Source organism: Pseudomonas sp. RA_5y_Pfl1_P24 (assembly GCF_963970945.1).
Taxonomy (GTDB): domain Bacteria; phylum Pseudomonadota; class Gammaproteobacteria; order Pseudomonadales; family Pseudomonadaceae; genus Aquipseudomonas; species Aquipseudomonas tritici.
Map to the genome: position 1 here is coordinate 283342 of NZ_CAXAOJ010000005.1, position 25362 is coordinate 308703.

25 protein-coding genes are annotated in these 25362 nt (G+C 59.8%); 18 read left to right on the top strand and 7 right to left on the bottom strand.

The window, feature by feature from the left end:
• The first annotated feature begins 58 nt into the window (after positions 1 to 58).
• The 5 genes from AACY30_RS10330 to AACY30_RS10350 all read left to right on the top strand — a co-directional run bounded on the left by AACY30_RS10330 (position 59) and on the right by AACY30_RS10350 (position 5433).
• On the top strand, positions 59 to 1153 hold the full coding sequence (locus AACY30_RS10330; protein WP_339469829.1) for a polyamine ABC transporter substrate-binding protein: 1095 nt from the start codon (positions 59 to 61) through the stop codon (positions 1151 to 1153).
• Positions 1154 to 1333: 180 nt separating this feature from the next.
• Positions 1334 to 2428, top strand: a complete 1095-nt coding sequence (locus tag AACY30_RS10335; protein WP_339469601.1) for a polyamine ABC transporter substrate-binding protein — start codon at positions 1334 to 1336, stop codon at positions 2426 to 2428.
• 64 nt (positions 2429 to 2492) lie between these two features.
• On the top strand, positions 2493 to 3635 hold the full coding sequence (locus AACY30_RS10340; protein WP_003176776.1) for an ABC transporter ATP-binding protein: 1143 nt from the start codon (positions 2493 to 2495) through the stop codon (positions 3633 to 3635).
• Positions 3632 to 4552 carry an ABC transporter permease subunit gene (locus tag AACY30_RS10345; protein ID WP_339540259.1) on the top strand — a complete coding sequence of 307 codons (921 nt, stop codon included), beginning with the start codon at positions 3632 to 3634 and terminating at the stop codon, positions 4550 to 4552. The genes AACY30_RS10340 and AACY30_RS10345 overlap by 4 nt, the downstream gene beginning before the upstream one ends.
• Complete coding sequence (locus AACY30_RS10350; protein WP_339415202.1) at positions 4549 to 5433, top strand: ABC transporter permease subunit; 885 nt, start codon at positions 4549 to 4551, stop codon at positions 5431 to 5433. The genes AACY30_RS10345 and AACY30_RS10350 overlap by 4 nt, the downstream gene beginning before the upstream one ends.
• 71 nt (positions 5434 to 5504) lie before the next feature.
• Here the strand turns inward: AACY30_RS10350 and AACY30_RS10355 are convergent, their stop codons facing one another.
• Positions 5505 to 7859, bottom strand: a complete 2355-nt coding sequence (locus AACY30_RS10355; protein ID WP_339540260.1) for a penicillin acylase family protein — start codon at positions 7857 to 7859, stop codon at positions 5505 to 5507.
• Positions 7860 to 7890: 31 nt separating this feature from the next.
• Complete coding sequence (locus AACY30_RS10360) at positions 7891 to 8466, bottom strand: DUF6436 domain-containing protein (protein ID WP_339469605.1); 576 nt, start codon at positions 8464 to 8466, stop codon at positions 7891 to 7893.
• A gap of 99 nt (positions 8467 to 8565) precedes the next feature.
• Here AACY30_RS10360 and AACY30_RS10365 point away from each other — a divergent pair, with 99 nt between their 5' ends.
• Positions 8566 to 9507, top strand: coding sequence for an alpha/beta hydrolase (locus AACY30_RS10365; RefSeq protein WP_339415205.1), 942 nt, complete (start codon positions 8566 to 8568; stop codon positions 9505 to 9507).
• Between the two features lie 41 nt (positions 9508 to 9548).
• On the opposite strand, the gene AACY30_RS10370 is transcribed toward AACY30_RS10365, so the two are convergent.
• Entirely contained in the window at positions 9549 to 10301 is a 753-nt protein-coding gene (locus AACY30_RS10370) for a DUF2059 domain-containing protein (protein WP_339469607.1), read from the bottom strand.
• A gap of 131 nt (positions 10302 to 10432) precedes the next feature.
• Between AACY30_RS10370 and AACY30_RS10375 the strand changes: the two genes are divergently transcribed.
• Positions 10433 to 11065: a 2OG-Fe(II) oxygenase gene (locus AACY30_RS10375; protein WP_339415454.1), complete on the top strand. Its 633-nt coding sequence runs from the start codon at positions 10433 to 10435 to the stop codon at positions 11063 to 11065.
• 2 nt (positions 11066 to 11067) lie between these two features.
• The gene (locus tag AACY30_RS10380) at positions 11068 to 11562 is read left to right on the top strand and encodes a DUF523 domain-containing protein (protein WP_339427630.1); all 495 of its coding nucleotides are present in this window, start codon (positions 11068 to 11070) and stop codon (positions 11560 to 11562) included.
• Between the two features lie 30 nt (positions 11563 to 11592).
• Here AACY30_RS10380 and AACY30_RS10385 read toward each other — a convergent pair whose 3' ends face one another.
• Positions 11593 to 12087, bottom strand: a complete 495-nt coding sequence (locus AACY30_RS10385) for a transporter substrate-binding domain-containing protein (RefSeq protein WP_339469609.1) — start codon at positions 12085 to 12087, stop codon at positions 11593 to 11595.
• A gap of 134 nt (positions 12088 to 12221) precedes the next feature.
• Here AACY30_RS10385 and AACY30_RS10390 point away from each other — a divergent pair, with 134 nt between their 5' ends.
• Positions 12222 to 12662, top strand: a complete 441-nt coding sequence (locus tag AACY30_RS10390; protein WP_049711053.1) for a DUF4399 domain-containing protein — start codon at positions 12222 to 12224, stop codon at positions 12660 to 12662.
• Positions 12663 to 12787: 125 nt separating this feature from the next.
• On the opposite strand, the gene serA is transcribed toward AACY30_RS10390, so the two are convergent.
• Positions 12788 to 14017, bottom strand: a complete 1230-nt coding sequence (gene serA / locus AACY30_RS10395; protein WP_339469611.1) for a phosphoglycerate dehydrogenase — start codon at positions 14015 to 14017, stop codon at positions 12788 to 12790.
• Positions 14018 to 14222: 205 nt separating this feature from the next.
• Between serA and AACY30_RS10400 the strand changes: the two genes are divergently transcribed.
• The 4 genes from AACY30_RS10400 to AACY30_RS10415 all read left to right on the top strand — a co-directional run bounded on the left by AACY30_RS10400 (position 14223) and on the right by AACY30_RS10415 (position 18450).
• The gene (locus AACY30_RS10400) at positions 14223 to 15617 is read left to right on the top strand and encodes an FAD-binding oxidoreductase (protein WP_339469613.1); all 1395 of its coding nucleotides are present in this window, start codon (positions 14223 to 14225) and stop codon (positions 15615 to 15617) included.
• Positions 15618 to 15639: 22 nt separating this feature from the next.
• On the top strand, positions 15640 to 16305 hold the full coding sequence (locus tag AACY30_RS10405) for a fumarylacetoacetate hydrolase family protein (RefSeq protein ID WP_049711056.1): 666 nt from the start codon (positions 15640 to 15642) through the stop codon (positions 16303 to 16305).
• Between the two features lie 184 nt (positions 16306 to 16489).
• Positions 16490 to 17416, top strand: coding sequence for an SdiA-regulated domain-containing protein (locus tag AACY30_RS10410; RefSeq protein WP_339469614.1), 927 nt, complete (start codon positions 16490 to 16492; stop codon positions 17414 to 17416).
• A 119-nt stretch (positions 17417 to 17535) separates the two neighbouring features.
• Complete coding sequence (locus tag AACY30_RS10415; protein WP_339540261.1) at positions 17536 to 18450, top strand: SdiA-regulated domain-containing protein; 915 nt, start codon at positions 17536 to 17538, stop codon at positions 18448 to 18450.
• A 25-nt stretch (positions 18451 to 18475) separates the two neighbouring features.
• Here AACY30_RS10415 and rpiA read toward each other — a convergent pair whose 3' ends face one another.
• The gene (gene rpiA / locus AACY30_RS10420) at positions 18476 to 19147 is read right to left on the bottom strand and encodes a ribose-5-phosphate isomerase RpiA (RefSeq protein ID WP_339415214.1); all 672 of its coding nucleotides are present in this window, start codon (positions 19145 to 19147) and stop codon (positions 18476 to 18478) included.
• 137 nt (positions 19148 to 19284) lie between these two features.
• Between rpiA and ilvA the strand changes: the two genes are divergently transcribed.
• The 3 genes from ilvA to AACY30_RS10435 are packed head-to-tail and all read left to right on the top strand — an operon-like array spanning position 19285 to position 21721.
• Positions 19285 to 20799, top strand: coding sequence for a threonine ammonia-lyase, biosynthetic (ilvA, locus tag AACY30_RS10425; RefSeq protein ID WP_339540262.1), 1515 nt, complete (start codon positions 19285 to 19287; stop codon positions 20797 to 20799).
• Positions 20800 to 20839: 40 nt separating this feature from the next.
• On the top strand, positions 20840 to 21253 hold the full coding sequence (locus tag AACY30_RS10430) for a DUF2269 family protein (protein ID WP_339469618.1): 414 nt from the start codon (positions 20840 to 20842) through the stop codon (positions 21251 to 21253).
• Positions 21254 to 21721: a DUF2269 family protein gene (locus AACY30_RS10435; protein WP_339427632.1), complete on the top strand. Its 468-nt coding sequence runs from the start codon at positions 21254 to 21256 to the stop codon at positions 21719 to 21721.
• A 26-nt stretch (positions 21722 to 21747) separates the two neighbouring features.
• Here the strand turns inward: AACY30_RS10435 and AACY30_RS10440 are convergent, their stop codons facing one another.
• A complete protein-coding gene (locus AACY30_RS10440; protein WP_339415218.1) occupies positions 21748 to 22404 on the bottom strand; it encodes an HAD family hydrolase in 657 nt (218 codons plus the stop codon).
• Positions 22405 to 22547: 143 nt separating this feature from the next.
• On the opposite strand from AACY30_RS10440, the gene AACY30_RS10445 reads away from it, so the two are divergent.
• Together AACY30_RS10445 and ptsP are read left to right on the top strand one after the other, a co-directional pair.
• Entirely contained in the window at positions 22548 to 23027 is a 480-nt protein-coding gene (locus tag AACY30_RS10445; RefSeq protein WP_049713461.1) for an RNA pyrophosphohydrolase, read from the top strand.
• A 22-nt stretch (positions 23028 to 23049) separates the two neighbouring features.
• Positions 23050 to 25329, top strand: a complete 2280-nt coding sequence (gene ptsP, locus AACY30_RS10450; protein WP_339415219.1) for a phosphoenolpyruvate--protein phosphotransferase — start codon at positions 23050 to 23052, stop codon at positions 25327 to 25329.
• Positions 25330 to 25362 lie beyond the last annotated feature (33 nt).

Below are 25362 nucleotides of genomic sequence, written 5' to 3' on the forward strand. Positions count from 1 at the left end.
TGTAAGAACGTGGCCTAAAAAAGAAAAATTGGAGCATCACCAAATGAAGGCATTAGGTTTGAAGAACGCTGGCAAGACCCTCCTCGCCTTGTCCCTGATGGGCGCAATTGCGGGCGCTGCCCAGGCAGACGATAAAGTGCTGCACGTCTACAACTGGTCCGACTACATTGCACCGGACACCATCGCCAACTTTGAAAAAGAGTCGGGCATCAAAGTGGTGTACGACGTTTTTGACAGCAACGAAACCCTGGAAGCCAAGTTGCTGGCAGGCAAGTCCGGCTACGACATCGTCGTACCGTCGAACAACTTCCTCGCCAAGCAGATCAAGGCCGGTGTGTATCAGGAGCTGGACAAGTCCAAGCTGTCCAACTACGACAACCTGAACAAATCCCTGCTCAAGGCCGTGTCGGTCAGCGACCCGGGCAACAAGCACGCCTTCCCGTACATGTGGGGCTCGATCGGCATCGGCTACAACCCGGAGAAGGTCAAGGCCGCGCTGGGCGTGGACAAGATCGAGTCGTGGGACGTGCTGTTCAAGCCTGAGAACATCGCCAAGCTGAAAAGCTGCGGCGTGAGCTTCCTTGATTCGCCAACCGAAATGTTGCCGATCGCGCTGCACTACTTGGGCCTGCCGACTGACAGCCAGAAGAAAGACGACCTCAAGCAAGCCGAGGCGCTATTCCTGAAGATCCGTCCTTCGATCGGCTATTTCCACTCGTCCAAGTACATCTCGGACCTGGCCAACGGCAACATCTGCGTCGCCGTGGGTTACTCGGGTGACATCCAGCAGGCCAAGTCCCGCGCGGCTGAAGCCGGTGGCAAGGTGAAAGTGGCCTACGACATTCCTAAAGAAGGTGCCGGCAGCTTCTTCGACATGATCGCCATCCCTAAAGATGCCGAAAACGTCGACTCGGCCTACACGTTCATGAACTACCTGCTGAAGCCGGAAGTGATGGCTTCGATCACCAACAGCGTACGTTTCCCGAACGGTAACGAGAAGGCGACCGCACTGGTCGACAAGGACATCACAAGCGATCCAGGCATTTACCCGTCAGCAGAGGTGCAGGCCAAGCTCTACGCCATTGCGGACTTGCCGGCGGCAACCCAGCGTGAAATGACACGCAGCTGGACCAAGATCAAGTCCGGTAGATAAGGCGGTAAATCTGTAGGCGCGAGTTTGTGTGGGGGCGAGCAAGTCGGCTCCCACCCAAACCGCCTCCTACAAATTAAATGACAGAAAGTTTTGCCGGATCGGTTTATCGAAGGTAAGTTGCGCGCCGGTTTTGTTGCCGGGCAACAACTTTAAGGCCCAACTATTCAAGAGGACCTCCACTTGCCAATTTCTTTATTTCGCAAAGCCTTGCTGGTGGGTGCAGGTATCACGCTGGCTGTCAGCGTGCAGGCCGCCCCGACTGTGAATATTTATAACTGGTCGGACTACATCGGCGACGACACCCTGGCCAACTTTGAAAAGGCCAGCGGCATCAAGCCCGTGTACGACGTGTTCGATTCCAATGAAACCCTGGAAGGCAAGCTGCTGGCCGGGCGTACCGGCTACGACGTGGTGGTGCCGTCCAACCACTTTCTCGGCAAGCAGATCAAGGCCGGGGCGTTCCAGAAGCTCGACAAGTCATTGCTGACGAACTACGCCAACCTTGACCCAGTGCTGCTCAAACGTCTGGAAAAAAACGACCCGGGCAATCAGTACGCCGTGCCGTACCTGTGGGGCACCAACGGCATCGGTTACAACGTCGATAAAGTGAAGGAAGTGCTGGGTGTCGACAAGATCGATTCCTGGGCCGTGCTGTTCGAGCCGGAGAACATGAAGAAGCTGGCCACGTGCGGTGTGTCGTTCATGGACTCGGCGGATGAAATGCTGCCCGCGGTGCTCAACTACATGGGCCTGGACCCCAACAGCACAAACCCGGCCGACTACAAGAAAGCCGAGGAAAAACTGCTGAAAGTGCGTCCTTACGTGACCTACTTCCATTCGTCTAAATACATCTCCGACCTGGCCAACGGCAACATCTGCGTGGCCGCAGGTTTTTCCGGTGATGTGTTCCAGGCCAAGGCCCGCGCGGCCGAGGCGGGCAAGGGCGTGAACATCGCCTACGCGATTCCGAAAGAAGGCGGCAACCTGTGGTTTGACGTACTGGCGATCCCCAAGGATGCCGCCAACGTCAAGGAAGCCCACGCCTTCATCAACTATTTGCTGCAGCCTGAGGTGATCGCTCAGGTCAGTGATCACGTCGGTTACGCCAACCCTAACCCTGGGGCGGACAAGCTGATGGAGCAATCGATACGCACCGACGAAGCGGTTTACCCACCGCAGGCGGTTCTCGATCGGACATTTGTCAATTTCGAGCTACCCCCGAAAGTGCAACGTTTGATGACCCGTAGCTGGACCAAGGTCAAGACGGGCAAGTAAGGCTCAGACTATCCAAGGTTCGCCCACATCGGGTGAGCTGCAAATTTTGTTGGGAGTTTCGTAAATGGCAGTTGCCTCCGGCGCCTATAAGAAAGCCCTCGAGGGCGACCAGACACCGAAAAAGGTGCTGGTCAAAATCGACCGGGTCACGAAGAAGTTCGACGAGACGATTGCCGTGGACGATGTGTCCCTGGAAATCAAGAAAGGCGAAATCTTCGCCTTGCTCGGCGGTTCGGGTTCGGGCAAGTCCACCTTGCTGCGCATGCTCGCAGGTTTCGAGCGCCCGACTGAAGGGCGCATCTACCTCGATGGTGTGGACATCACCGACATGCCGCCCTACGAGCGGCCGATCAATATGATGTTCCAGTCCTACGCCTTGTTCCCACACATGACGGTGGCGCAGAACATTGCGTTCGGCCTGCAACAGGACAAGATTCCCAAGGCTGAAGTCGACGCCCGCGTGGCCGAGATGCTCAAGCTGGTGCAGATGAGCCAGTACGCCAAACGCAAGCCGCACCAGTTGTCTGGTGGCCAGCGCCAGCGTGTGGCCCTGGCGCGGTCCCTGGCCAAGCGCCCGAAACTGCTGCTGCTCGATGAGCCCATGGGCGCCCTCGACAAAAAGCTGCGTTCGCAGATGCAGTTGGAGTTGGTGGAGATCATTGAACGCGTGGGCGTAACCTGCGTGATGGTGACTCACGACCAGGAAGAGGCCATGACCATGGCCGAGCGCATCGCGATCATGCACCTGGGCTGGATCGCCCAGATTGGCAGCCCGATCGACATCTACGAAACGCCAACCAGCCGCCTGGTGTGCGAGTTCATTGGCAACGTCAACATCTTCGACACCCAAGTGGTGGATGACGCCGAAGGCCACGCGGTGCTCAAGTGCCCGGACCTGGACCGCGACATCTACGTGGGCTACGGCATCGCCACCGCTGTTGAAGACAAGTCGGTGACCTACGCCATCCGCCCGGAAAAACTGCTGGTCACCACCGAAATGCCAACTTGCGAGCACAACTGGTCCAGCGGCAAGGTGCACGACATTGCTTACCTGGGCGGCCACTCGGTGTTCTACGTGGAGCTGCCGAGCGGCAAGCTGGTGCAGTCTTTTGTCGCCAACGCCGAGCGCCGTGGGCAGCGTCCGACCTGGGGTGACCAGGTCTACGTCTGGTGGGAAGACGACAGCGGCGTGGTACTTCGCTCATGAATATGAAGAAGTTCAAGCGGCGCTTGGATCGCATAATCCCCAGTGGCAAGCAGGTGGTCATCGGGATTCCTTTCCTCTGGCTGTTCCTGTTTTTCGCACTGCCGTTTTTCATCGTATTGAAAATCAGCTTTGCCGAAGCCGATGTGGCGATCCCGCCGTACACCGAGATCTACACCTACGTTGAGCAGAAGCTGCAACTGGTGCTGAACCTGGCGAACTACGGTTTGCTGGCGGGCGATGAGCTGTATATCGCCGCGTACTTGGGCTCGCTCAAGATGGCGTTTTTCAGCACGCTGCTGTGCCTGCTGATCGGCTATCCGATGGCTTATGCCATTGCTTCCGCGCGCAAAGAGATGCAGACCGTGCTGGTGCTGCTGATCATGATGCCGACCTGGACCGCGATCCTGATCCGCGTGTATGCGTGGATGGGCATTCTCAGCAACAACGGTCTGCTCAATAGCTTCTTGATGTCCATGGGGTTTATCAACGAACCGCTGCAGATCCTTAACACCAACATCGCGGTGTACATCGGCGTGGTCTATTCGTACCTGCCGTTCATGATCCTGCCGCTGTATGCCAATCTGGTGAAACATGACCAGAGCCTGCTGGAAGCCGCATCGGACTTGGGTTCGAGCACCTTCAACAGCTTCTGGAAAATCACCGTGCCGCTGTCCAAGAACGGCATCATCGCCGGCTGCATGCTCGTATTCATCCCGGTGGTGGGCGAGTTTGTGATCCCGGAACTGCTGGGCGGCCCGGAAACCCTGATGATCGGTAAAGTGTTGTGGCAAGAGTTCTTCAACAACCGTGACTGGCCGGTGGCGTCTGCCCTGGCGGTGGTGATGCTGGCGATCCTGATTGTGCCGATCATCCTGTTCAACCGCAGCCAAGCCAAAGAGTTGGAGGGCAAGATATGAAGCGCTTCAGTTTCTCGAGTTTCATGCTGGTAGTGGGGTTGTTGTTTATCTACCTGCCGATGCTGATCTTGGTGATCTACTCGTTCAACGAATCCAAGCTGGTGACGGTGTGGGGCGGTTGGTCGATCAAGTGGTACGTGGGCCTGCTCGACAACACGCAGTTGATGGGGTCGGTGGCGCGTTCCCTGGAAATCGCCTGCTACACGGCGCTGGCTGCGGTGGCGCTGGGCACGTTGGCAGCGTTTGTGCTGACGCGCATCAGCCAATTCAAGGGCCGCACGCTGTTCGGCGGCCTGGTGACCGCGCCGTTGGTGATGCCGGAAGTGATCACCGGTCTGTCGCTGTTGCTGCTGTTCGTGGCGATGGCGCAGATGATCGGTTGGCCGCAAGAGCGTGGCGTTGTCACCATCTGGATCGCCCACACCACGTTCTGCGCAGCCTATGTGGCGGTGGTGGTGTCAGCGCGCTTGCGTGAGTTGGACCTGTCGATCGAAGAAGCGGCGATGGATTTGGGTGCGCGGCCGTGGAAGGTGTTCTTCCTGATCACCATCCCGATGATTGCACCGTCGCTCGCAGCGGGCGGCATGATGTCGTTCGCGCTGTCGCTGGATGACTTGGTACTGGCCAGCTTTGTGTCGGGGCCGGGTTCGACCACCTTGCCGATGGAAGTGTTCTCGGCGGTGCGCCTTGGGGTTAAGCCCGAGATTAACGCCGTGGCGAGCTTGATCCTGTTGGCGGTGTCGTTGGTGACCTTCCTGGTGTGGTTCTTCAGCCGCCGTGCCGAAGAACACCGCAAGAAGGCTATCCAGCAAGCGATTGAAGAAGCGGCGGCGGATGGCTGGAAACAGCCGGACAAGCGCCGGGCGCCTGCACCGGTCTAACTGACGGAGCGCGGTAAAAATGTGGGAGCTGGCCTGCGGGCAGCTCCCACATTGATCGGGTTTACAGGCCGCTATCTCGCAGGCAGTAATTTAAGAATGCCGCGCGTATTCGCCGTCACTTCCTCATCGCTGAAATGCGCCTGCTCATACCCGCCTTCGATGTAGGTTTCTGCCTGGTCGCCATAGTGCTTGTCGAACGGCACCCCGCTTTGCCCCACCGGGTTGATGGTCAGTGCGTGAGCCGCATCGGCGAAATCGATCAGGCGGCGGGTGGAAGGCCCGTAGGTCACTGGCCACGGTGCCGGGCCGATAGGGGCCGACTGGTTGTTGGGCACTTCGTGGGTACCCGGCGCCGGGAACGGGCCGACATTCACGATCAGGTCCAATGGCTTCTGCGAGCCCAGCGGGTGGCCGTGGGTCAGGGTATGGGCCTTGCCCCACTGCCATTGGCTTGGGTCATCGCCGAAAGTGGCCTTGAGGTGCGCGAGGCTGTTGTCCCAGGCGAGCTTGACGGTGTCGGCGCGCTTGCCATCCCACCACGGCGAATCCTGCGCGGCGGCCAGGCGTGGCAGTGCGGCGTCGATCACGCGGGTGCTGAGCAGGGTCTTGAACATGCCATCGCCGAGTTTCGGGTGGAAAGCGGCGTCGGCCAGGTTGAACAGGAGCTGGTTGAACAGCGTGGCGCTGGTAGAGTCCAGCGGGTAATCACCTTTCCAGGTGGCCAGTTGCTCCACCAATTTCAACTGCGCCGGGTCCTTGACCACCTCACGCAGCACCGGCAACAGCGGCGCCAGCAGGCGTGGGCCGAAAGCGGTGGTGGTGCCCAGTTGCAAGGCTTGGCTGTTGTCGACATCCCACTTCACGCTCTTATCGCTCAACTGCGCGTTCAACTGCTGCCCACGGTCGGCCAGGTTGTAATAACCGGGAATCTCCATGCCGGTCGGCGAGACAGGTTGAGCGTTGGCCGACACCACGTAGCCACGCGCCGGGTTTTCTTCCTGGGGGTTGGCGCTGAAGGGGTAGAAGCCCAGCTTGTCGGCCTGGGCGCTGCCGCCGTCAAGGATAAAGCCGGCATTGGTACCGGCTGGACGAATTGGCAATTGCGCCGCCGCCCACCAGCCGATATCGCCCTTGGCATTCGCCCACACAATATTCAGCCCCGGCGCAGACACCTTCGACGCCGCCACGCGCGCCTTGGCCAGGGTGTCGGCGCGGTTGAGCTGGTAGAAACCTTCGAGGATCGGGTTCTGGGTGTCGAGGAACGCCCACCACATGGCAATCGGCGTCTTGCCGGCACTCTCGCCGAGCACGTCATTGATGATCGGGCCGTGGGGTGATTGGCGCAGGGTCAGCGTGACGGGCGCTTGGCCTTTCACCGCGATCTGTTGCTCGGTGCTGGTCATGTCGACCCACTGGTCGTGGTACCAGACCTGATTGGCATTTTCCGGGTTGACCTTCTCGGCGATGAGGTCGAGGTCATCGTTCTGGAACATGGTCAGGCTCCAACCGAAATCCAGGTTGTGACCCAGGAACGCCACCGGCACCAGTGCGTTGTGATAGCCATACAACTCAAAACCCGGCGCCGACAGCTGCGCCTCGTACCACACCGATGGCACCGAGAAGCGAATATGTGGGTCACCCGCCAGCAACGGTTTGCCGCTCTGGGTGCGGTTGCCGCTGATAGCCCAGGCGTTGCTGCCTTCGAACTGCGGCAAGCCATTGTCGGCCAAGGCCTGTTCGCTCAGGGCGGCGATGGCGCCGAGGGTTTGCCAATCGCTGGCGGCGAGGTTCAGGGCGCCCTGAGGTTGCCAGTCGAGGTCGAAGACTTTCAGGTAGTCGCTGCCCAGTTGGTCGCGTACGTAAGTCAGCAGAGGCTCGGTACGAAATGCGGCAGCAAAGCTGTAGGCCATATACCCGGCGACGCTGATGCTGTCCTCGGCGGTGAACGGCCGCTTGGGAATGCCCAGCACGTCGAACTCCATCGGGCGGGCGTGGCTGTCCTGATATTGGTTGATCCCGTCCAGGTAGGCTTGCAGGGCCTTCCAGTGCGCCGACTCATGATCCAACTGCGCCACATAAGTGGCGGCGCGGTCACGAATGCGCAGGCTGCGGAACAGCTTATCGGTCTCCAGCAGCTTGGGCCCAAGCACCTCGGCCAGCTCGCCACGGGCCAGGCGCCGCATGATCTCCATCTGGAACAAGCGGTCCTGGGCGTGGACGTAGCCCAGGGCGCGATACAGGTCGGTTTCGTTCTCGGCACGAATATGTGGCACGCCGCGGTCGTCGTAGCGCACGGTGACCGAGCCTTGCAGGTTGGCCAGCTCAACCGTGCCCTGGCGGGTCGGCTGCTTGCTGTACACGTACCAGCCGGCGCCGAGCGCCACCAGCACTACAAGAACCGCGAGAGTCCGCAAGACGCGCTTCATGAACATTCCTTACCAAGAGAGGGGTGGCGAGTTACGAGCCTTTTAGCCAGGAACAATAGCAGCCCACCGCCAGGGTGTGCGTGGCATTCACCTCGCGCCCCGCTCCAAGGGCCTTCAAGATCGGTTCAATAAAACTGTTGCCGGAATTGCACGTCAGGCCTTCACTGTAGGGCCCGAAATACGCGAGCTTGCCGCTGCGATCCCAAATGCCCACCGCCGGGCTGGCTGGCACTTGGTCGGCGCCGGGCAGGGCGGTGAGGGTTTTCATTGTGCGCAGGTTGTCGGGCAGTTGGCCGTGGCTCCCAGGTTTTTGCAGCGCATAGAACTCGACCCCTTGGGGTGCGTAGTGCTCGATCAGTTCGCCCAGGTGTTGTTGGTTGCCGACATTGCACGGGCAGGCTGGGTCCCAGAAGTGCACCAGGCGAATCGGGCCTGGGCCGGCGAGCTCGGCCGGCAGCTTCAATGGGTCGCCGGAAAACACCGCCGTGTGTTCGCTGAAGGCGCGCAGGTAGCGGCCCTGGAACCAGTCATATGCGGCCCACAGCACGCCGGTGCAGATAACCAGGATAAGGCTGGCGAACAGGGCGGTGCGGTAAGGCTGTCGCATTCAGATGTATCCTCAGAGGTCGCGTAGCTTGCCATGCTTGTCCTGACAGATGAATATCGCAGCTCGATATTCACCTCTGCCGTAAGTCTGGAACCCTTTATGCCTGTCACCTTTGACCCCGATCATCTGCGCGAAAGCTTGCGGCCCCTGGGGGATGCGCAACCGCTTTCAGCCGAGGCGCGGGTCTACCAGCGTTTCTACGGGCTGGATCTGGCCGCGCGCAAAGTGCCGGCGGTCAGCCGCCTGGGGCGTTTCGAGGTAGAGGGGTTTCAGGTAGTCGCGCAGGTGTGGTGGCCGCCTAAGCCTGTGGCGACGATGTTCATGTTCCACGGCTTTTACGACCATATGGGGTTGTATCGCCACGTGGTGGACTGGGCGCTGGACCAGGGGTTTGTGGTGATCGCCTGCGATTTGCCGGGCCATGGGTTATCCAGTGGCGAGCGCGCCAGTATCGATGATTTTGCGGTGTACCAGCAGGTGGTGCAGGCACTGTTCGCCGAGGCCCAGGCGCTACAACTGCCGCAGCCCTGGCACCTGTTCGGGCAAAGCACCGGCGGGGCGGTGGTGGTGGATCACCTGCTCAACCATGGCGCCGATAGCCCGGCCCAGGGCAAGACCTTCCTGCTGTCGCCGCTGGTGCGGCCGCGTGCCTGGGGGTGGTCGCAGGTCAGCTATTACCTGCTGAGGCCTTTCGTCAAAGGCATTGCGCGGCGCTTCAGCGAGAACACCCACGATCCCGAGTTCAAGCCGTTCCTCGAGGCTGACCCGCTACAGCCGCGGCAACTGCCTACCGCCTGGGTAGGTGCATTGGCGCGCTGGATTAAACGCATCGAGGCCGCACCGCGCAGTTCGCGGCGCCCGGTGATTGTGCAGGGCGAGGAAGATATGACCGTGGACTGGCAGCACAACTTGCAGGTGCTGCGCGGCAAGTTCGACAGGCCTGAGGTGTTGATGCTGGCGCGGGGCAGGCATCATCTGGCGAATGAGATTCCGGAGATTCGTGAGGCGTACTTCAAATACCTGACGGATAACCTGAAGTAACACGATGCAAATATGGGTACTGGCAAGCCCGCTCCCATATTTTACTGGGTCAGACTTGAGGTGCTTTGGCCGACTGCCAGCCCTGCGCGAATCGCAGCCAATGCCGCCTGGTAATACGCCTTACCCTCCGACGACTCCGCAAACGTAGCGAATTCTTCCAACTCCGGGTCAGACAAATCCCGATAAACGTACAGCAGCGTGTTGTTCAGATCCTTGTCGATCTGCTGCATCAACCGCTCACGCTGGCCATTCAACATGCCCAGCGCCTGGCCGCCGCCCAACAGGCCGGGGATCATCTGGCTCAGGCTGTCGGCCGCCACGCCGGCAATCGCCAGGCTGACTTCCGCACCGGCCTCACGGGCTGGCAAGGCCTGGGCCAGGTGGCCAATGATCAGGCTGCGTGTGGCGTCGGCTTGGATTTTTGGCAGGCCCTGAGCGTTTTTCGCCAGTTGGTCGCGACGCGTCGCCAGCAACTCGGCGGCGACAATCTTGCGGCCCAAGGGCGATTGAAAAAACGCCAGGGCAGGCTTCGGGTCCGCCAGGTTCTTGCGCAATTGCACCTCGGCACGCTGGTCCATGGCCTGGGCGGCAAAGCGTTTATTGCTGTTGTCCACCAGCGCCTGGTACACCGCTGGCGGCAGGCTGTTGCGGTAGCGTTGCTGGGCCGCACTGAGGGCGTCATTGAAATGCGCACGTTGTTCGGCCCAGCCGGCGACCTTGTACAACTGGTCATGGCCGTCTGCCCAGGCGGGCAAAACGCAGAACATCAGCAAGGAAAAAAACAAACGACGCATATGGACTCCTGTCGGTCGGCCACTATTGTCCGTGTCGGGCGTAGGATTTGTCGAGAAGTCCTATCGGTCACCTGACTAAAGTGTATTCAGACGCTCGGCGGCTCTGTCGGATTCACAGGCGTATGGATACTATGCGCGCCATGCAAATACCCCTCGATCACCCGCTGTTGCAACGCATTGTCGACGACCTGGCCGAAAAAGGCTGGTCCCGACAAGACGGCTTCCTGCTCCAGGCTCTGACCCTGGAACTGGCGGCTGAGTGCCGTAAACGTGCGGCCGAAGGTGAATTGGCCCCGGCGGCGGTCGGGCGCGGACCGGCCCAGGAGATTCGCGAAGGTATTCGCGGTGACCATATCCAGTGGCTGGAAGAGGGCGATGCAGCTGTCTGCGACACCTATATGGAATTGATGGACAGCCTGCGCCTGGCAATGAACCGTGGCCTGTTTCTCGGTCTCGAAGACTTCGAAAGCCACTTCGCGATGTACCCGCCGGGCGCGTTTTACCTCAAGCACCTGGACCGGTTCCGTGACGACGATAGGCGCATGGTCTCGGCCGTGATCTACTTGAACGACGCCTGGCTGCCCGAGCATGGTGGCCAGTTGCGCATGTACCTCAAGGACGGCGTCGAATACGATGTGGTGCCCACCGGTGGCAGCCTGGTGGTGTTCCTGTCGGGCGAGGTGCCCCACGAAGTCATGCCCGCTACGCGCGAACGCCTGTCCCTCACCGGCTGGTTTCGCCGGCGTGGCAACGAGCCGTTTTGAGCATGGAAAAGATTCTGATCAGCCGTTGTCTGCTTGGGCACAAGGTGCGCTACGACGGCGCGGCCAGCGGGCCGTTTGACCAACTGGCCGCGTGGCAAGCCGAAGGGCGAGTGGTTGCGATCTGCCCGGAAGTGTCCGGTGGATTGCCAACGCCGCGTCCACCCGCCGAAATCTCGGGCGGGCAGGGTGTAGAGGTGTGGGAAGGCCGCGCCCAGGTGCTGACTGCCGAGGGCGAAGACTTCAGCGCTGCCTTTCTCGATGGCGCCAGCCAGGCCTTGGCGCTGGTGCAGCGCCATAACATCCGCATCGCCGTGCTCAAGGCGAATAGCCCGTCTTGTGGAAACTTGCTGACATACGACGGTACCTTCAGCGGCGTGAAGGTGAGCGGCGAAGGCGTGACGGCGGCGCTGCTCAAACAGCATGGCGTGCAGGTGTTCAGTGAGTTGGAGTTGCCTGAGGCGCTAGTAGCGCTGGCGCAGTTATCGAAACCTGTGTAACTCCCACATTGACTGAGTCAAATCCGAAAATCACTGTGCCTTGGCTACCGGAGTCTCGCTTTCAAGCCACTTCTGGGCCAACGCCTTCAATCTGCCATCGGCCTTCACCCGCCCCAACGCCTTATCCAGACTCGCCTTGAACGCCGGGTTACCTTTCTGAAACGGGATGACCAGCTCAGGCTTCTCGTTGTAAGGCTCACTGAAATCGAACCGATCCTGCAGCTCGGCAGTCATAGCGATATGGTTGATTGCCACGTCGTACTTGCCGCTTTCCACACCGGGCAACAGGTCAGCATCATTGGTGGTGATAAATGACGAGCGCACGTCCATCTCTTTGGCCAGTTGCTCACCCAGTTCCACTTCGAAGCCGGTGAGTTTGTCGCCTTCCTTGAAGTTGAACGGCGGGTTGTTGGCTTCAAGGGCGATGCGCAGTTCGCCACGATCGAACACATCATCGACCAGTTCGGCGTGAGCCAAGGGGCTCAGAAGGGGAAGCAGCAGTAACAGGCCAGGCGAAAAGCGCATGGTCACTCCTAGAAATTTCAGATGTGCGAGGCGCCGTTCAGCATCGCTTTGCTATGGTGTTGAGTGTCTTGGACAGCAATTTGTCGCGAAGTTGTCATTAACCTACAGATTTCATAGAAAAACTGGAGAAGCGAATGAAAGCCCTTTTGTCCCGTGCCACCCTGGCCTCCTTGATGCTGGGTGCGTCTATGTTGGCTACCGCCGCAGACGGTATTCCGCGCAGTGCGCCGCCTGAAGGCGCCAAAGTATTCATCGTTTCGCCAAAAGACGGCGCCACTGTCGATAAAACCTTCACCGTCAAATTCGGCATGGAAGGTTTGAAACTCGCGCCTGCCACCGACCAGACGCCGGGCACTGGCCACCACCACCTGCTGGTCGACCAAAAAGAACTGCCTGACGCCAGCGTGCCCATCCCGGCCACCGACACCGTGATTCACTACGGCAAGGCCCAGACCGAAACCGAACTGACCCTGACCCCAGGCAAGCACACCTTGCAACTGGTGGCCGGCGATAAGCTGCACATGCAGTTCAACCCGACTGTAGCCTCGAAAGTAATCACGGTTAATGTGAAATAAAAAAAGGGAGCCCTTGCGGGGCTCCCGTTTTTTTATTGCTGCAAGCGGCAAGTTAAAAGCTGCAAGTAAAAGCTCTTGGCTTGCCGCTTGAAGCTTGTTGCGTGCAGCGGACCCTAACCACCGCTCTAGAAAAGCACGCGGCTACGAATGGTCCCGTTGATGTGCTGCAGCTTCTCTTGCGCCAGGTCCGAGTACTCGGCGTCGACGTCGATGACCACGTAGCCGACCTTCTCGTTGGTCTGCAGGAACTGACCGGAGATGTTGATGCCGTTTTCCGCAAAGACCTTGTTGATCTCCATCATCACGCCAGGGATGTTCTGGTGGATGTGCAGCAGACGGTGCTTGCCAGGGTGAGCCGGCAGCGCCACTTCCGGGAAGTTGACCGAAGAAACGGACGTACCGTTGTCGCTGTACTTGACCAGCTTTTCAGACACTTCCAGGCCGATGTTGGCTTGGGCTTCAGCGGTGGAACCACCGATGTGCGGGGTCAGGATCACGTTGTCCAGGCCACGCAGCGGGCTTTCGAAGATGTCGTCGTTGGAGCGTGGCTCCACCGGGAACACGTCGATGGCGGCGCCGATCAGGTGCTTGTCCTTGATCGCGTCGGCCAGGGCGTCCAGCTCGACCACGGTGCCACGCGCCGCGTTGATCAGGATGCCGCCTTTCTTGATGGCACGGATTTCCTTCTCGCCGATCATCCACTGGGTTTCAGTGGTTTCCGGAACGTGCAGGGTCACGATGTCGGACATGCCCAGCAGTTCGGTCAGGCTCGACACTTGCGTGGCGTTGCCCAATGGCAGCTTGGTCAGGGTGTCGTAAAAGAACACCTGCATGCCCAAGCCTTCCGCCAGTACCGACAGCTGAGTGCCGATCGAGCCGTAACCGACGATACCCAGCTTCTTGCCGCGGATTTCGAAGGAGTTGGCTGCGCTCTTGATCCAGCCGCCACGGTGGCAGGAAGCGTTCTTCTCAGGAATGCCGCGCAGCAGCAGGATGGCCTCGGCCAGCACCAGCTCCGCGACGGAACGGGTGTTGGAGTACGGCGCGTTGAACACCGCGATGCCGCGCTCGCGCGCTGCGTTGAGGTCGACCTGGTTGGTGCCGATGCAGAAACAACCGACAGCCACGAGCTTTTTGGCGTGTTCGAAGATCTCTTCGGTCAGCTGAGTGCGGGAGCGAATGCCGATAAAGTGCGCGTCGGCGATCTTTTCCTTTAACTGGGCTTCCGGCAGAGAACTGGTGATGTACTCAATGCTGGTGTACCCGGCAGCTTTCAGAACGTCGACAGCCGATGGGTGGACGCCTTCCAGAAGAAGGAACTTGATCTTGCTCTTATCGAGAGAAGTCTTGCTCATCTGCGTAAACCTGTATCCCGGAGAAAAATGGCAGGGAATCGGATCGAGTAAGCTGACCCGGACGGCAGGAAAGCCGTCACCGCAGAAACGCCCTTGGGCTCTGTCCTGCGGGGGCGGTATGCTAGCATACGCGCCCCGCTAAACACCTATTCCTGCGACGTGAAGCGTTCTCAGGATGACCATGAATTGTTCGAGAGTTCTGTCGATGACCCATCCTGCCCTGATTGATGAGCTGAAGACCCTGGTTGAGCCCGGCAAAGTGCTGACCGATGCAGACTCCCTGGAGGCTTACGGCAAGGATTGGACCAAGCATTTTGCACCCGCGCCGACCGCCATCGTCTTTCCCAAGACCATTGAGCAGGTCCAGGCCATCGTGCGTTGGGCCAATGCGCACAAGGTGGCGCTGGTGCCGTCCGGCGGGCGTACTGGCTTGTCGGCAGCCGCTGTGGCGGCCAACGGCGAAGTGGTTGTGTCGTTCGACTATATGAACCAGATCCTCGACGTGAACCTCACTGACCGCACTGCCGTGTGCCAGCCGGGCGTGGTTACCAAGCAATTGCAGAACGTCGCCGAAGAAAACGGCCTGTACTACCCGGTGGACTTCGCTTCGTCCGGTTCCAGCCAGATTGGCGGCAATATCGGCACCAATGCCGGCGGGATCAAGGTGATTCGCTATGGCATGACCCGCAACTGGGTGGCCGGCATGAAGGTCGTCACTGGCAAGGGCGATGTGCTGGAACTGAACAAAGACCTGATCAAGAACGCCACCGGCTACGACATGCGCCAGCTGTTTATCGGCGCTGAAGGCACCCTTGGGTTTGTGGTTGAAGCCACCATGCGCCTGGACCGTGCGCCGAAAAACCTGACGGCCATGGTGCTGGGTACCACCGATTTCGACTCGATCATGCCGGTATTGCACGCGTTCCAGAGCAAGCTGGACCTGACCGCCTTCGAATTTTTCTCCGACAAAGCCTTGGCCAAGGTCATGGGCCGTGGCGACGTGCCGGCACCGTTCGAAACCGAATGCCCGTTCTACGCGCTGCTGGAATTCGAAGCCACCACCGAAGAAGTCGCCAACCACGCGCTGGAGACCTTCGAGCACTGCGTCGAGCAGGGCTGGGTGCTGGACGGCGTGATGAGCCAGAGCGAAACCCAGCTGCACAACCTGTGGAAACTGCGCGAGTACATCTCCGAGACCATTTCCCACTGGACGCCGTACAAGAACGATATCTCGGTCACCGTCTCCAAAGTACCCGCCTTCTTGAAGGAAATCGACGCGATCGTCGGCGAACACTACCCGGACTTCGAAATTGTCTGGTTCGGCCACATCGGCGACGGCAACCTGCACCTGAACATCCTCAAGCCGGAAAACCTGAGCAAGGATGAGTTCTTCGCCAAGTGTGCCACCGTGAACAAGTGGGTGTTTGAAACCGTCCAGAAGTACAACGGCTCGATCTCCGCTGAACACGGCGTGGGCATGACCAAGCGCGATTACCTGACCTACAGCCGCTCGCCGGTTGAAATCGAATACATGAAAGCAGTGAAAGCGGTGTTCGACCCGAGCGGGATCATGAACCCCGGCAAGATATTCGCTGTTTAACCGTCCCTGAAGGAGTCGTTTCATGAGCTACCAGCACAAGTATGTCGACGGCACCAACATCCACTTTCCGGTCGGTAAAGTGGTGTGTATCGGGCGTAACTACGCCGAACATGCCAAGGAACTGGACAACCCGGTCCCTACCGAGCCGTTGCTGTTCATCAAGCCGGGCAGTTGCGTGGTGCCGTTGGAAGGCGGTTTCAGCATTCCAACCGAGCGCGGTTCGGTGCATTACGAAGCGGAAATCGCGGTATTGATCGGCAAGCCTTTGTCGAACAAGCCCAGCCGTGAAGAAGTGCTGGACGCCATCTCCGGCTTCGCCCCGGCCCTGGACCTGACCCTGCGCGATAAGCAGGCCGAGCTGAAAGCCAAGGGCTTGCCGTGGGAAATCGCCAAGTCTTTCGACGGCGCGGCAGTCATCGCACCGTTCGTGGTGGGCAGTACGTTCCCGGACGTGACCGATATCGGCATCCGCCTGACCATCAATGGCGAAGTGCGCCAGGATGGCAACAGCGCGCAAATGCTCAACCCGATCATTCCGATGATCCAGCACATGGCCGGCTGCTTCTCGCTGCAAGCGGGTGATGTGATCCTCACCGGCACCCCGGCCGGCGTGGGCCCGCTGAATGTGGGTGATGAGCTGGTGCTGGAACTGTCGGGTGTGAATCGCTTCGAAAGCAGCGTTCGCTAAAAACTGAATACAGTCCACATGTGGGAGCCGGGCAAGCCCGGCTCCCACAGCTTTTTGTGTGTGCCTGGAGTTTCCAGGTCTTTGCATTTTTTTCACACGCCATCCGGATAATCCTCAGCCACTTGCACACGGGCACCTCGATCCTGTGCTATCACCTAACGCTGACTTTCCGGAAAAGCACCCAATGGCCGTGCCCCTGCCTACCGTCACCCCCAAGCTGCGTTCCCGCTTTGCCCTGCGCTGGTATTCCTGGCTATTGCTGGCGGGCGTGATTGTGTATGGCGTTGCCTGGGCCCTGCACTGGGATGATCGCGGCGTACTGTGGATACTCGAACGCTTCGAAACCCCCGCCGAGCGCCAAGAGAGCGTGTGGCTGCCGGACTATCATGCCGTCATCGATGGCAAGCGTTTGCCGGGGATGGAGAAGGACGAAGCTTCGGACGTCTCCTACAACCCACAGACCAAAACCCTGTTTTCTGTGATGGGCAAAAACCCGTTCCTCGTCGAGTTGAGCTTGCAAGGCGATGTGCTGCGCAAGATGCCGCTCAATGGCTGGGATAACCCGGAAGGTATCACCGTGATGGAAAACGGCTTGATGGCGGTGGTCGATGAACGCCAGCACACGGTGACCCTCGTCAAGGTCGTCGCCACCACCCAGCAATTGAACAAGGCTGACTTCCCGAGTTACGACCTGGGCCCCTCCAAGGATCAAAACAAAGCGTTTGAAGGCGTGGCTTGGGACAAGCTTAACCAGCAACTGGTGTTCGGTGAGGAACGCCCCCCGGCACTGTTTACCTGGAAAAGCGACGGTAGCCAGGCCCTGGTCGGCAGCAAGCAAAAGCTCGCCAGCACCGAGCTGGATATGCGTAACCTATCGGCCCTGGCCGTCGACCCGCGGACCGGCCATTTACTGGTGCTGTCGGCTGATTCCCACCTGTTGCTGGAGCTGAACGAGAAGGGCGAGCAAGTCAGCTTCATGACCTTGCTCGGCGGTTTCAACGGCCTTAAAAACACCATTCCCCGTGCAGAAGGTGTGGCCATGGACGACGACGGCACGCTGTACATGGTCAGTGAGCCAAACCTCTTCTATCGCTTCGAAAAACAGAAATAGCGTACAGATTACGTCGGATATTTCTCTATCAGCGGCATTCGCCAGACACTGGGTGCGTTTAAGTTTAAATTCAGACAGGCGTGATATTCATTCGCCACTTTTGAGCTTGAGCCCCTCCGATGCGACGACTAGCCCGCCCCAAACCTATGTTCTTTATTCTTGCGCTGATCGCTCTGGTCAGCGCCGGGGTCGTTGCGCAGCATTTTCGCCTGTTCGAGCGCGCCTGGTTCAACTGGCAAGTGTGGCGCAAGCCAGCGAATGAGCGCTCCATCGGCCTGGCGGACTACCGGGTAGCCCTGGAGGCCCAGGTGATCGAGGGGCTCAACGACGACGTCTCGGCCCTCACCTACGACCCAGTGCGCAAAAGCCTGTTTACCGTCACCAATAAAAACGCCGAACTGATCGAGCTTTCCCTGGAGGGCAAGATCCTGCGGCGTATTCCCTTGGTGGGATTTGGCGATGCCGAGGCGGTGGAATTTATCAGCGACAACACTTATGTCATCAGCGATGAGCGCCAGCAGCGCTTGATCAAGGTACATGTGGATGACGATACCCAATTCCTCGATGCCGCCGATGCGGAGCAAATGACGCTGGGCCTGCACGTTGGCGGCAATAAAGGGTTTGAAGGCCTGGCGTACGACTCGGTGGGCAAGCGCCTGTTCGTCGCCAAGGAGCGCGACCCGATGCTGATCTATGAGGTCCATGGCTTTCCCCATTTCAAATCGGAAAAAACCTACTCGGTGCACGTGATCAACAACCCCAAGCGTGACGCCGGGCTGTTTGTGCGCGACCTCTCGAGCCTGCAATACGACGAGCGCAGCGGCCATTTGCTGGTGCTGTCGGATGAGTCGTTTTTGGTGCTGGAACTGGATATCGACGGTCGCCCGTTGAGCAGTCTTTCTCTGCTGAACGGGCGCCATGGCCTGAAGAAGCGCGTGCCTCAGGCGGAAGGGATCGCGATGGACGATGACGGTAACTTGTACCTGACCAGCGAGCCGAACCTGTTCTATGTGTTCAAGAAACCAAGTCTCTGAAGCACCGCTCCCACATTTAAACGCGTCAGGCCTTCAGGGTTTTCACACCTTCCGAGGTGCCCAGCAGCAACACATCCGCCGGACGCGCCGCGAACAAACCATTGGTGACCACACCAACGATCGCATTGATCTGCGTCTCAAGCGCCACCGGATTGGTGATCTGCATGTTGAACACGTCGAGGATGATATTCCCGTTGTCGGTCAACACGCCTTCGCGGTACACCGGGTCGCCGCCCAGTTTCACCAATTCGCGGGCCACGTGGCTGCGGGCCATCGGGATGACTTCCACCGGCAACGGGAACGCGCCGAGTACCGGCACCAGCTTGCTGGCGTCCGCGATGCAGATAAAGGTCTTGGCCACGGCCGCGACGATCTTCTCGCGGGTCAGGGCTGCGCCGCCGCCCTTGATCAGGTTCAGGTGTTCGTCGCTTTCATCGGCGCCGTCAACGTAGAACTCCAGGTCGCTCACGGTGTTGAGCTCATACACCGCAATCCCATGGCCCTTGAGGCGCGCGGCGGTGGCTTCGGAGCTTGCCACGGCGCCGTCGAATGCGCCCTTGTGCTGAGCCAGTGCATCGATAAAGCAGTTGGCGGTGGAGCCGGTGCCGACACCGACGATGCTCTTGTCGTCGAGTTTAGGAAGGATTAAATCGACGGCGGCCTGGGCCACTGCCTGTTTGAGTTGATCCTGGGTCATGCGGGCTCCGGAACGGGCGGGGAGTTATCGAGGTGCGCGAGTATAACCCAACAAAACCTCTGGATTCGTGTGGTCGCCCGGCCAAACGCTGGGTTAGACTCCTTGGCCCTGCCCATCCCGCCCAGTGATTTCCGCCGATGCTTGAACAGTACGTCAAAAAGATCCTCACCTCGCGCGTTTACGACATCGCCGTAGAAACTCCGTTACAGACCGCCCGCCAGCTTTCCGAGCGGCTGGGCAACAAGGTCTGGCTCAAGCGTGAAGACTTGCAGCCGGTGTTCTCGTTCAAGATTCGCGGCGCCTACAACAAGCTGACCCAACTGACCAGCGAGGAACGTGCGCGCGGTGTGGTCACGGCGTCGGCGGGTAACCATGCCCAGGGCCTGGCCCTGGCGGCCAAGGTGCTGGGGGTGAAAGCCACTATTGTCATGCCTAAGACCACTCCGGAGATCAAGGTCGAAGGCGTGCGCTCGCGTGGCGGCAAAGTGGTGCTGCATGGCGATTCCTTCCCGGAAGCTCTGGCCTACTCGCTGAAACTGGTCGACGAAAAAGGCTACGTCTACATTCACCCCTACGATGATCCGCACACCATTGCCGGGCAGGGCACCGTGGCGATGGAAATCCTGCGCCAGCATCCGGGGCCCCTGGACGCGATTTTTGTACCGGTGGGCGGCGGCGGGCTGATCGCGGGTATTGCGGCCTATGTGAAATACCTGCGCCCGGAGATCAAGATCATCGGTGTCGAGCCGGACGACTCCAATTGCCTGCAAGCCGCGATGGCGGCTGGCGAACGCGTGGTGCTGCCGACCGTGGGCCTCTTTGCCGATGGCGTGGCGGTGGCGCAGATCGGTCAGCACACCTTCGACATTTGCAAGGACTATGTCGATGAAGTGATCACCGTGAGCACCGATGAAATCTGTGCGGCGATCAAGGATATCTACGACGACACCCGCTCCATCACCGAACCCGCGGGCGCCTTGGGCGTGGCAGGCATCAAGAAATACGTCGAGACCCGGGGCGTTACCGGGCAGGCTCTGGTGGCCATCGATTCCGGCGCCAACGTCAACTTCGACCGCCTGCGCCATGTGGCCGAGCGTGCCGAGCTGGGTGAAGGTCGCGAGGCGATCATCGCCGTGACCATCCCCGAAAAGCCCGGCAGCTTCAAGGCGTTCTGCGAGGCTGTGGGCAAGCGCCAGATCACCGAATTCAACTATCGCTTCCACACCGGCAGTGAGGCACACATTTTTGTCGGCGTGCAGACCCACCCGGAAACCGACCCGCGCAGCGCGCTGATCGCCAGCCTCATCAGCCAGGGTTTCCCGGTGCTGGACCTGACCGAGAACGAGCTGGCCAAGTTGCACATCCGGCACATGGTCGGCGGCCATGCGGCCCACGTCAGTAATGAAGTGGTGTTTCGCTTCGAATTCCCGGAGCGTCCGGGCGCCTTGTTCAACTTTCTTAACAAATTGGGCGGGCGTTGGAACATCTCGATGTTCCACTATCGCAACCACGGCGCAGCAGACGGCCGTGTGGTCGCCGGCCTGCAAGTGCCGGCGGACGAGCGCCACTTGGTACCGGCAGCCCTGGAAGCCATCGGCTACCCGTACTGGGATGAAAGCGATAACCCGGCCTACACACTGTTCCTCGGATGAGCGACTACGCTGATTGGGGCGGCCTTAAGGAAGACGACACATGGAAACCCTGACCACCCTGAAAGTTATCCACATCGCGGCCACCGTATTGCTGTTGCTCAGCGGCCTGGGCTTGGCGCTGCTGGCCTGGCGCAAACGCAGCGCCGGCCCGGCGGTGACCCTGCAACGCCCTTGGGCGGTGGTCTGGTTATTGATGGGCATCTGCGTCGTCAGCATGCCGTTTACCGGTTGGTGGCTGGTGCACCTGACCGGCTGGCCGCTAGGTCAGACCTGGATCCTCGGTTCCAGCATTCTCTACACCGTGGCGGCGCTGGCGTGGTTCTGGCTGGTGGCGCGGCTTCATCGCCTGCGTAAGGGCGAGGGCGGCAGCTTGAACTTCACGTTGGTGCTGGCGGTAATCAGCCTGGTGGGGTTCGTAGCAATTGCCGGTTTGATGGGTGCCAAGCCTGTCTGAATGAGTGCCTACCTGCTGCTGAAAACCCTGCATATCCTCTCGTCGACCGTTCTGTTCGGGCTGGGCGCGGGCTCGGCTTACTACGCATTGCGTGCCTGGCGTACCGGCAACGTTGAAGTGATTGCCGTGACCTTCAAGCACCTGGTGTTCGCCGATTGGGCGTTTACCGCGACCGCGGCGCTGTTCCAACCGTTGAGCGGGATTGGCTTGATGCATCTGGCGGGCTGGTCGCTGCAGCAGAGTTGGTTGCAGTGGACGTTCGGTTTGTATGTGCTGGCGGGGATCTGCTGGTTGCCGGTGGTGTGGTTGCAGATTCGCGTACACAAGATGGCAGAGCAGGCGTTGCGGGAGGGCACGGCAATGCCGATCAAGGCCGCGACCTATATGCGCGGGTGGTTTGGCCTGGGGTGGCCGGCGTTCCTGGCCTTCATGGTGATTTTCTATCTGATGGTCGCCAAGCCGATGTAGTGAGCGGGCAAGCCCGCTCATACAGATCAGCTGCGCAGGGTAATCACCGGCCAGCCACGCTGTTCAGCCTCAGCCCGCAAGTTCGGGTCCGGATCCACTGCCACCGGATGAGTCACTTGCTCCAGCAGCGGCAAATCATTCATCGAGTCGCTGTAGAAGTAACTGTCTTCCAGGCTGAATCCGGTTTCTGCCAGCCAGCGATTCAAACGTGTCACCTTACCCTCGCGAAAGCACGGCACGTCGGTGCTGCGCCCGGTGTAGCGGCCGTTTTCCATCTCGCACTCTGTGGCGATCAGGGTTTCCACGCCCAGGCGTGCGGCAATTGGCGCGGTGACGAAACGGTTGGTGGCGGTGATGATCACCAGCGTGTCACCGGCGGCGCGGTGCTTGGCCAGCAGTTCAGCGGCCAGCGGCAGCATCAGCGGCTCGATGCAGTCGCGCATGAAGTCATTGTGCCACTCGTCCAGTTGGGCCATCTCGGTACGGCCGAGGATTTCCAGGCTGAAGTTCAGGTAGGCGGCATTGTCCAGCTTGCCGGCCAGGTAATCCTGGTAGAACTCGTCGTTGCGCGCCTTGTAGGCGATGGGGTCGAGAATCCCGCGTTCACAGAGGTAATCGCCCCAGGCGTGATCGCTGTCACCGCCAAGAAGGGTGTTGTCCAAGTCGAATAAAGCCAGGCGCATTGCAGTTACTCGCTGAAAAGTCTGTAAAAAGGCGTCCAGAATACGGTCTTTTCACAAGAGTGCACATAAGGTAAGAAGCCTCGTTGCCGCTGGAACAACCTTTGTGGAACAATGCGGCGACATGCGTTTGCGAGGTTGTTGCCGTGATCGACCCCGATGGTTTCCGTCCTAATGTCGGGATTATTCTTACGAATGATGCCGGACAGGTGCTATGGGCTCGCCGAATCAACCAAGATGCCTGGCAGTTTCCTCAAGGCGGAATCAACCCCGACGAAACCCCTGAAGACGCCTTGTACCGTGAGTTGAATGAAGAAGTCGGCCTTGAGCGTGAAGATGTACAGATTCTGGCGTGTACCCGCGGCTGGTTGCGCTATCGTTTGCCGCAACGCCTGGTGCGTACCCACAGCCAACCGCTGTGCATCGGCCAGAAGCAGAAATGGTTTCTCCTGCGCCTGATCTCCGACGAGCAGCGGGTGCGGATGGATTTGACCGGTAAACCGGAGTTCGATGGCTGGCGCTGGGTCAGCTATTGGTACCCGTTGGGCCAGGTGGTGACATTCAAGCGCGAAGTTTATCGTCGCGCTCTCAAAGAGCTTGCCCCGCGCCTTTTAGCGCGCGACTGACGACGGAGTTCGACCCCGAGCCATGCTCAATACGCTGCGCAAGATCGTCCAGGAAGTTAACTCCGCCAAGGATCTCAAGGCGGCGTTGGGGATTATTGTGTTGCGCGTCAAGGAAGCCATGGGCAGCCAGGTCTGCTCGGTTTACCTGCTGGACCCCGAGACCAACCGTTTTGTGCTGATGGCCACCGAGGGCCTGAACAAGCGCTCCATCGGCAAGGTCAGCATGGCGCCCAATGAAGGTCTGGTGGGCCTGGTGGGGACGCGTGAAGAACCCCTGAACCTCGAACATGCAGCCAATCACCCGCGTTATCGCTACTTTGCCGAAACCGGTGAAGAGCGTTACGCCTCGTTCCTCGGCGCACCGATCATTCACCACCGCCGCGTTGTCGGCGTGTTGGTCATCCAGCAAAAAGAGCGCCGTCAGTTCGACGAAGGTGAAGAAGCCTTCCTGGTGACGATGAGCGCGCAACTGGCCGGGGTTATCGCCCACGCCGAAGCGACGGGTTCGATTCGCGGCCTGGGTCGCGAAGGCAAGGGCATTCAGGAAGCCAAGTTCGTCGGCGTGCCGGGCTCGCCGGGCGCGGCGGTCGGTACGGCGGTGGTGATGTTGCCGCCGGCGGACCTGGATGTGGTGCCGGACAAGACCGTCAAAGACATCGACGCCGAAATCAAACTGTTCAAGACCGCCCTGGAAGGCGTGCGCGCCGACATGCGCAACCTGTCGACCAAGCTGGCGACTCAGTTGCGCCCCGAAGAGCGCGCGCTGTTTGACGTGTACCAGATGATGCTCGACGACGCGTCCCTGGGTAACGAAGTCAAGACGGTGATCAAGACCGGCCAGTGGGCCCAGGGTGCACTGCGCCAAGTGGTCACCGATCACGTCAACCGTTTCGAATTGATGGACGACGCCTACCTGCGCGAGCGCGCCTCTGATGTGCGTGACCTCGGTCGCCGTCTGCTGGCCTACCTGCAGGAAGACCGCACCACCAACCTGGTCTACCCCGACAACACGATTCTGATCAGTGAAGAACTGACCGCCACCATGCTCGGCGAAGTGCCGGAAGGCAAGCTGGTGGGCCTGGTCTCGGTACTCGGTTCGGGTAACTCCCACGTCGCGATCCTGGCCCGCGCCATGGGCATCCCGACGGTGATGGGCCTGGTGGACCTGCCGTATTCCAAAGTGGATGGCATCGACATGATCGTCGATGGGCATCGCGGTGAAGTGTTTACCAACCCCAGCGAAGTGCTGCGCAAGCAATACGCCGAAGTGGTTGAAGAAGAGAAACAACTGGCGCTGGGCCTCGACTCATTGCGCGAACTGCCGTGCGTGACCACCGATGGCCATCGTGTGCCGCTGCTGGTCAACACTGGCTTGCTGGCGGATGTAGCCCGTGCGCAACAGCGCGGCGCCGAAGGCGTGGGGCTGTACCGCACCGAAGTGCCGTTCATGATCAATCAGCGTTTTCCGAGTGAGAAGGAGCAGCTGGCGATTTATCGCGAGCAACTGCAGGCCTTCCACCCGTTGCCGGTGACCATGCGCAGCCTGGACATCGGCGGCGACAAGTCACTGTCGTATTTCCCGATCAAGGAAGACAACCCCTTCCTGGGCTGGCGCGGTATTCGCGTCACCCTCGACCACCCTGAAATTTTCCTCGTACAGACCCGCGCCATGCTCAAGGCCAGCGAAGGCCTGAACAACCTGCGCATCCTGCTGCCTATGATCTCCGGCACCCATGAGCTGGAAGAGGCGCTGCACCTGATTCACCGTGCATGGGGCGAAGTGCGCGATGAAGGCGCCGACGTGCCGATGCCGCCGATTGGCGTGATGATCGAAATCCCGGCAGCGGTGTACCAGGCTAAAGAGCTGGCGCGGCAGGTAGATTTCCTCTCGGTGGGCTCCAATGACCTGACCCAATACCTGCTGGCCGTGGACCGCAACAACCCACGGGTGGCCGACCTCTACGACTACCTGCACCCGGCGGTGCTGCAAGCCCTGCAACACGTAGTGCGCGACGCCCATGCCGAAGGCAAACCGGTGAGCATCTGCGGTGAAATGGCCGGCGACCCCGCAGCGGCGGTGTTGTTGATGGCGATGGGCTTTGACAGCCTGTCGATGAACGCCACCAACTTGCCGAAGGTTAAGTGGATGCTACGCCAGGTTGAATTGAGCATGGCCAAGGATTTGCTGGCGGAGCTGATGACCATCGATAACCCGCAAGTTATCCACAGCTCGCTGCAACTGGCGCTGAAGAACTTGGGGCTGACGCGGATGATCAACCCGGGTTCCGCGAAGACCCTCTAAGCAACACCGATCAAAATGTGGGAGCGGGCTTGC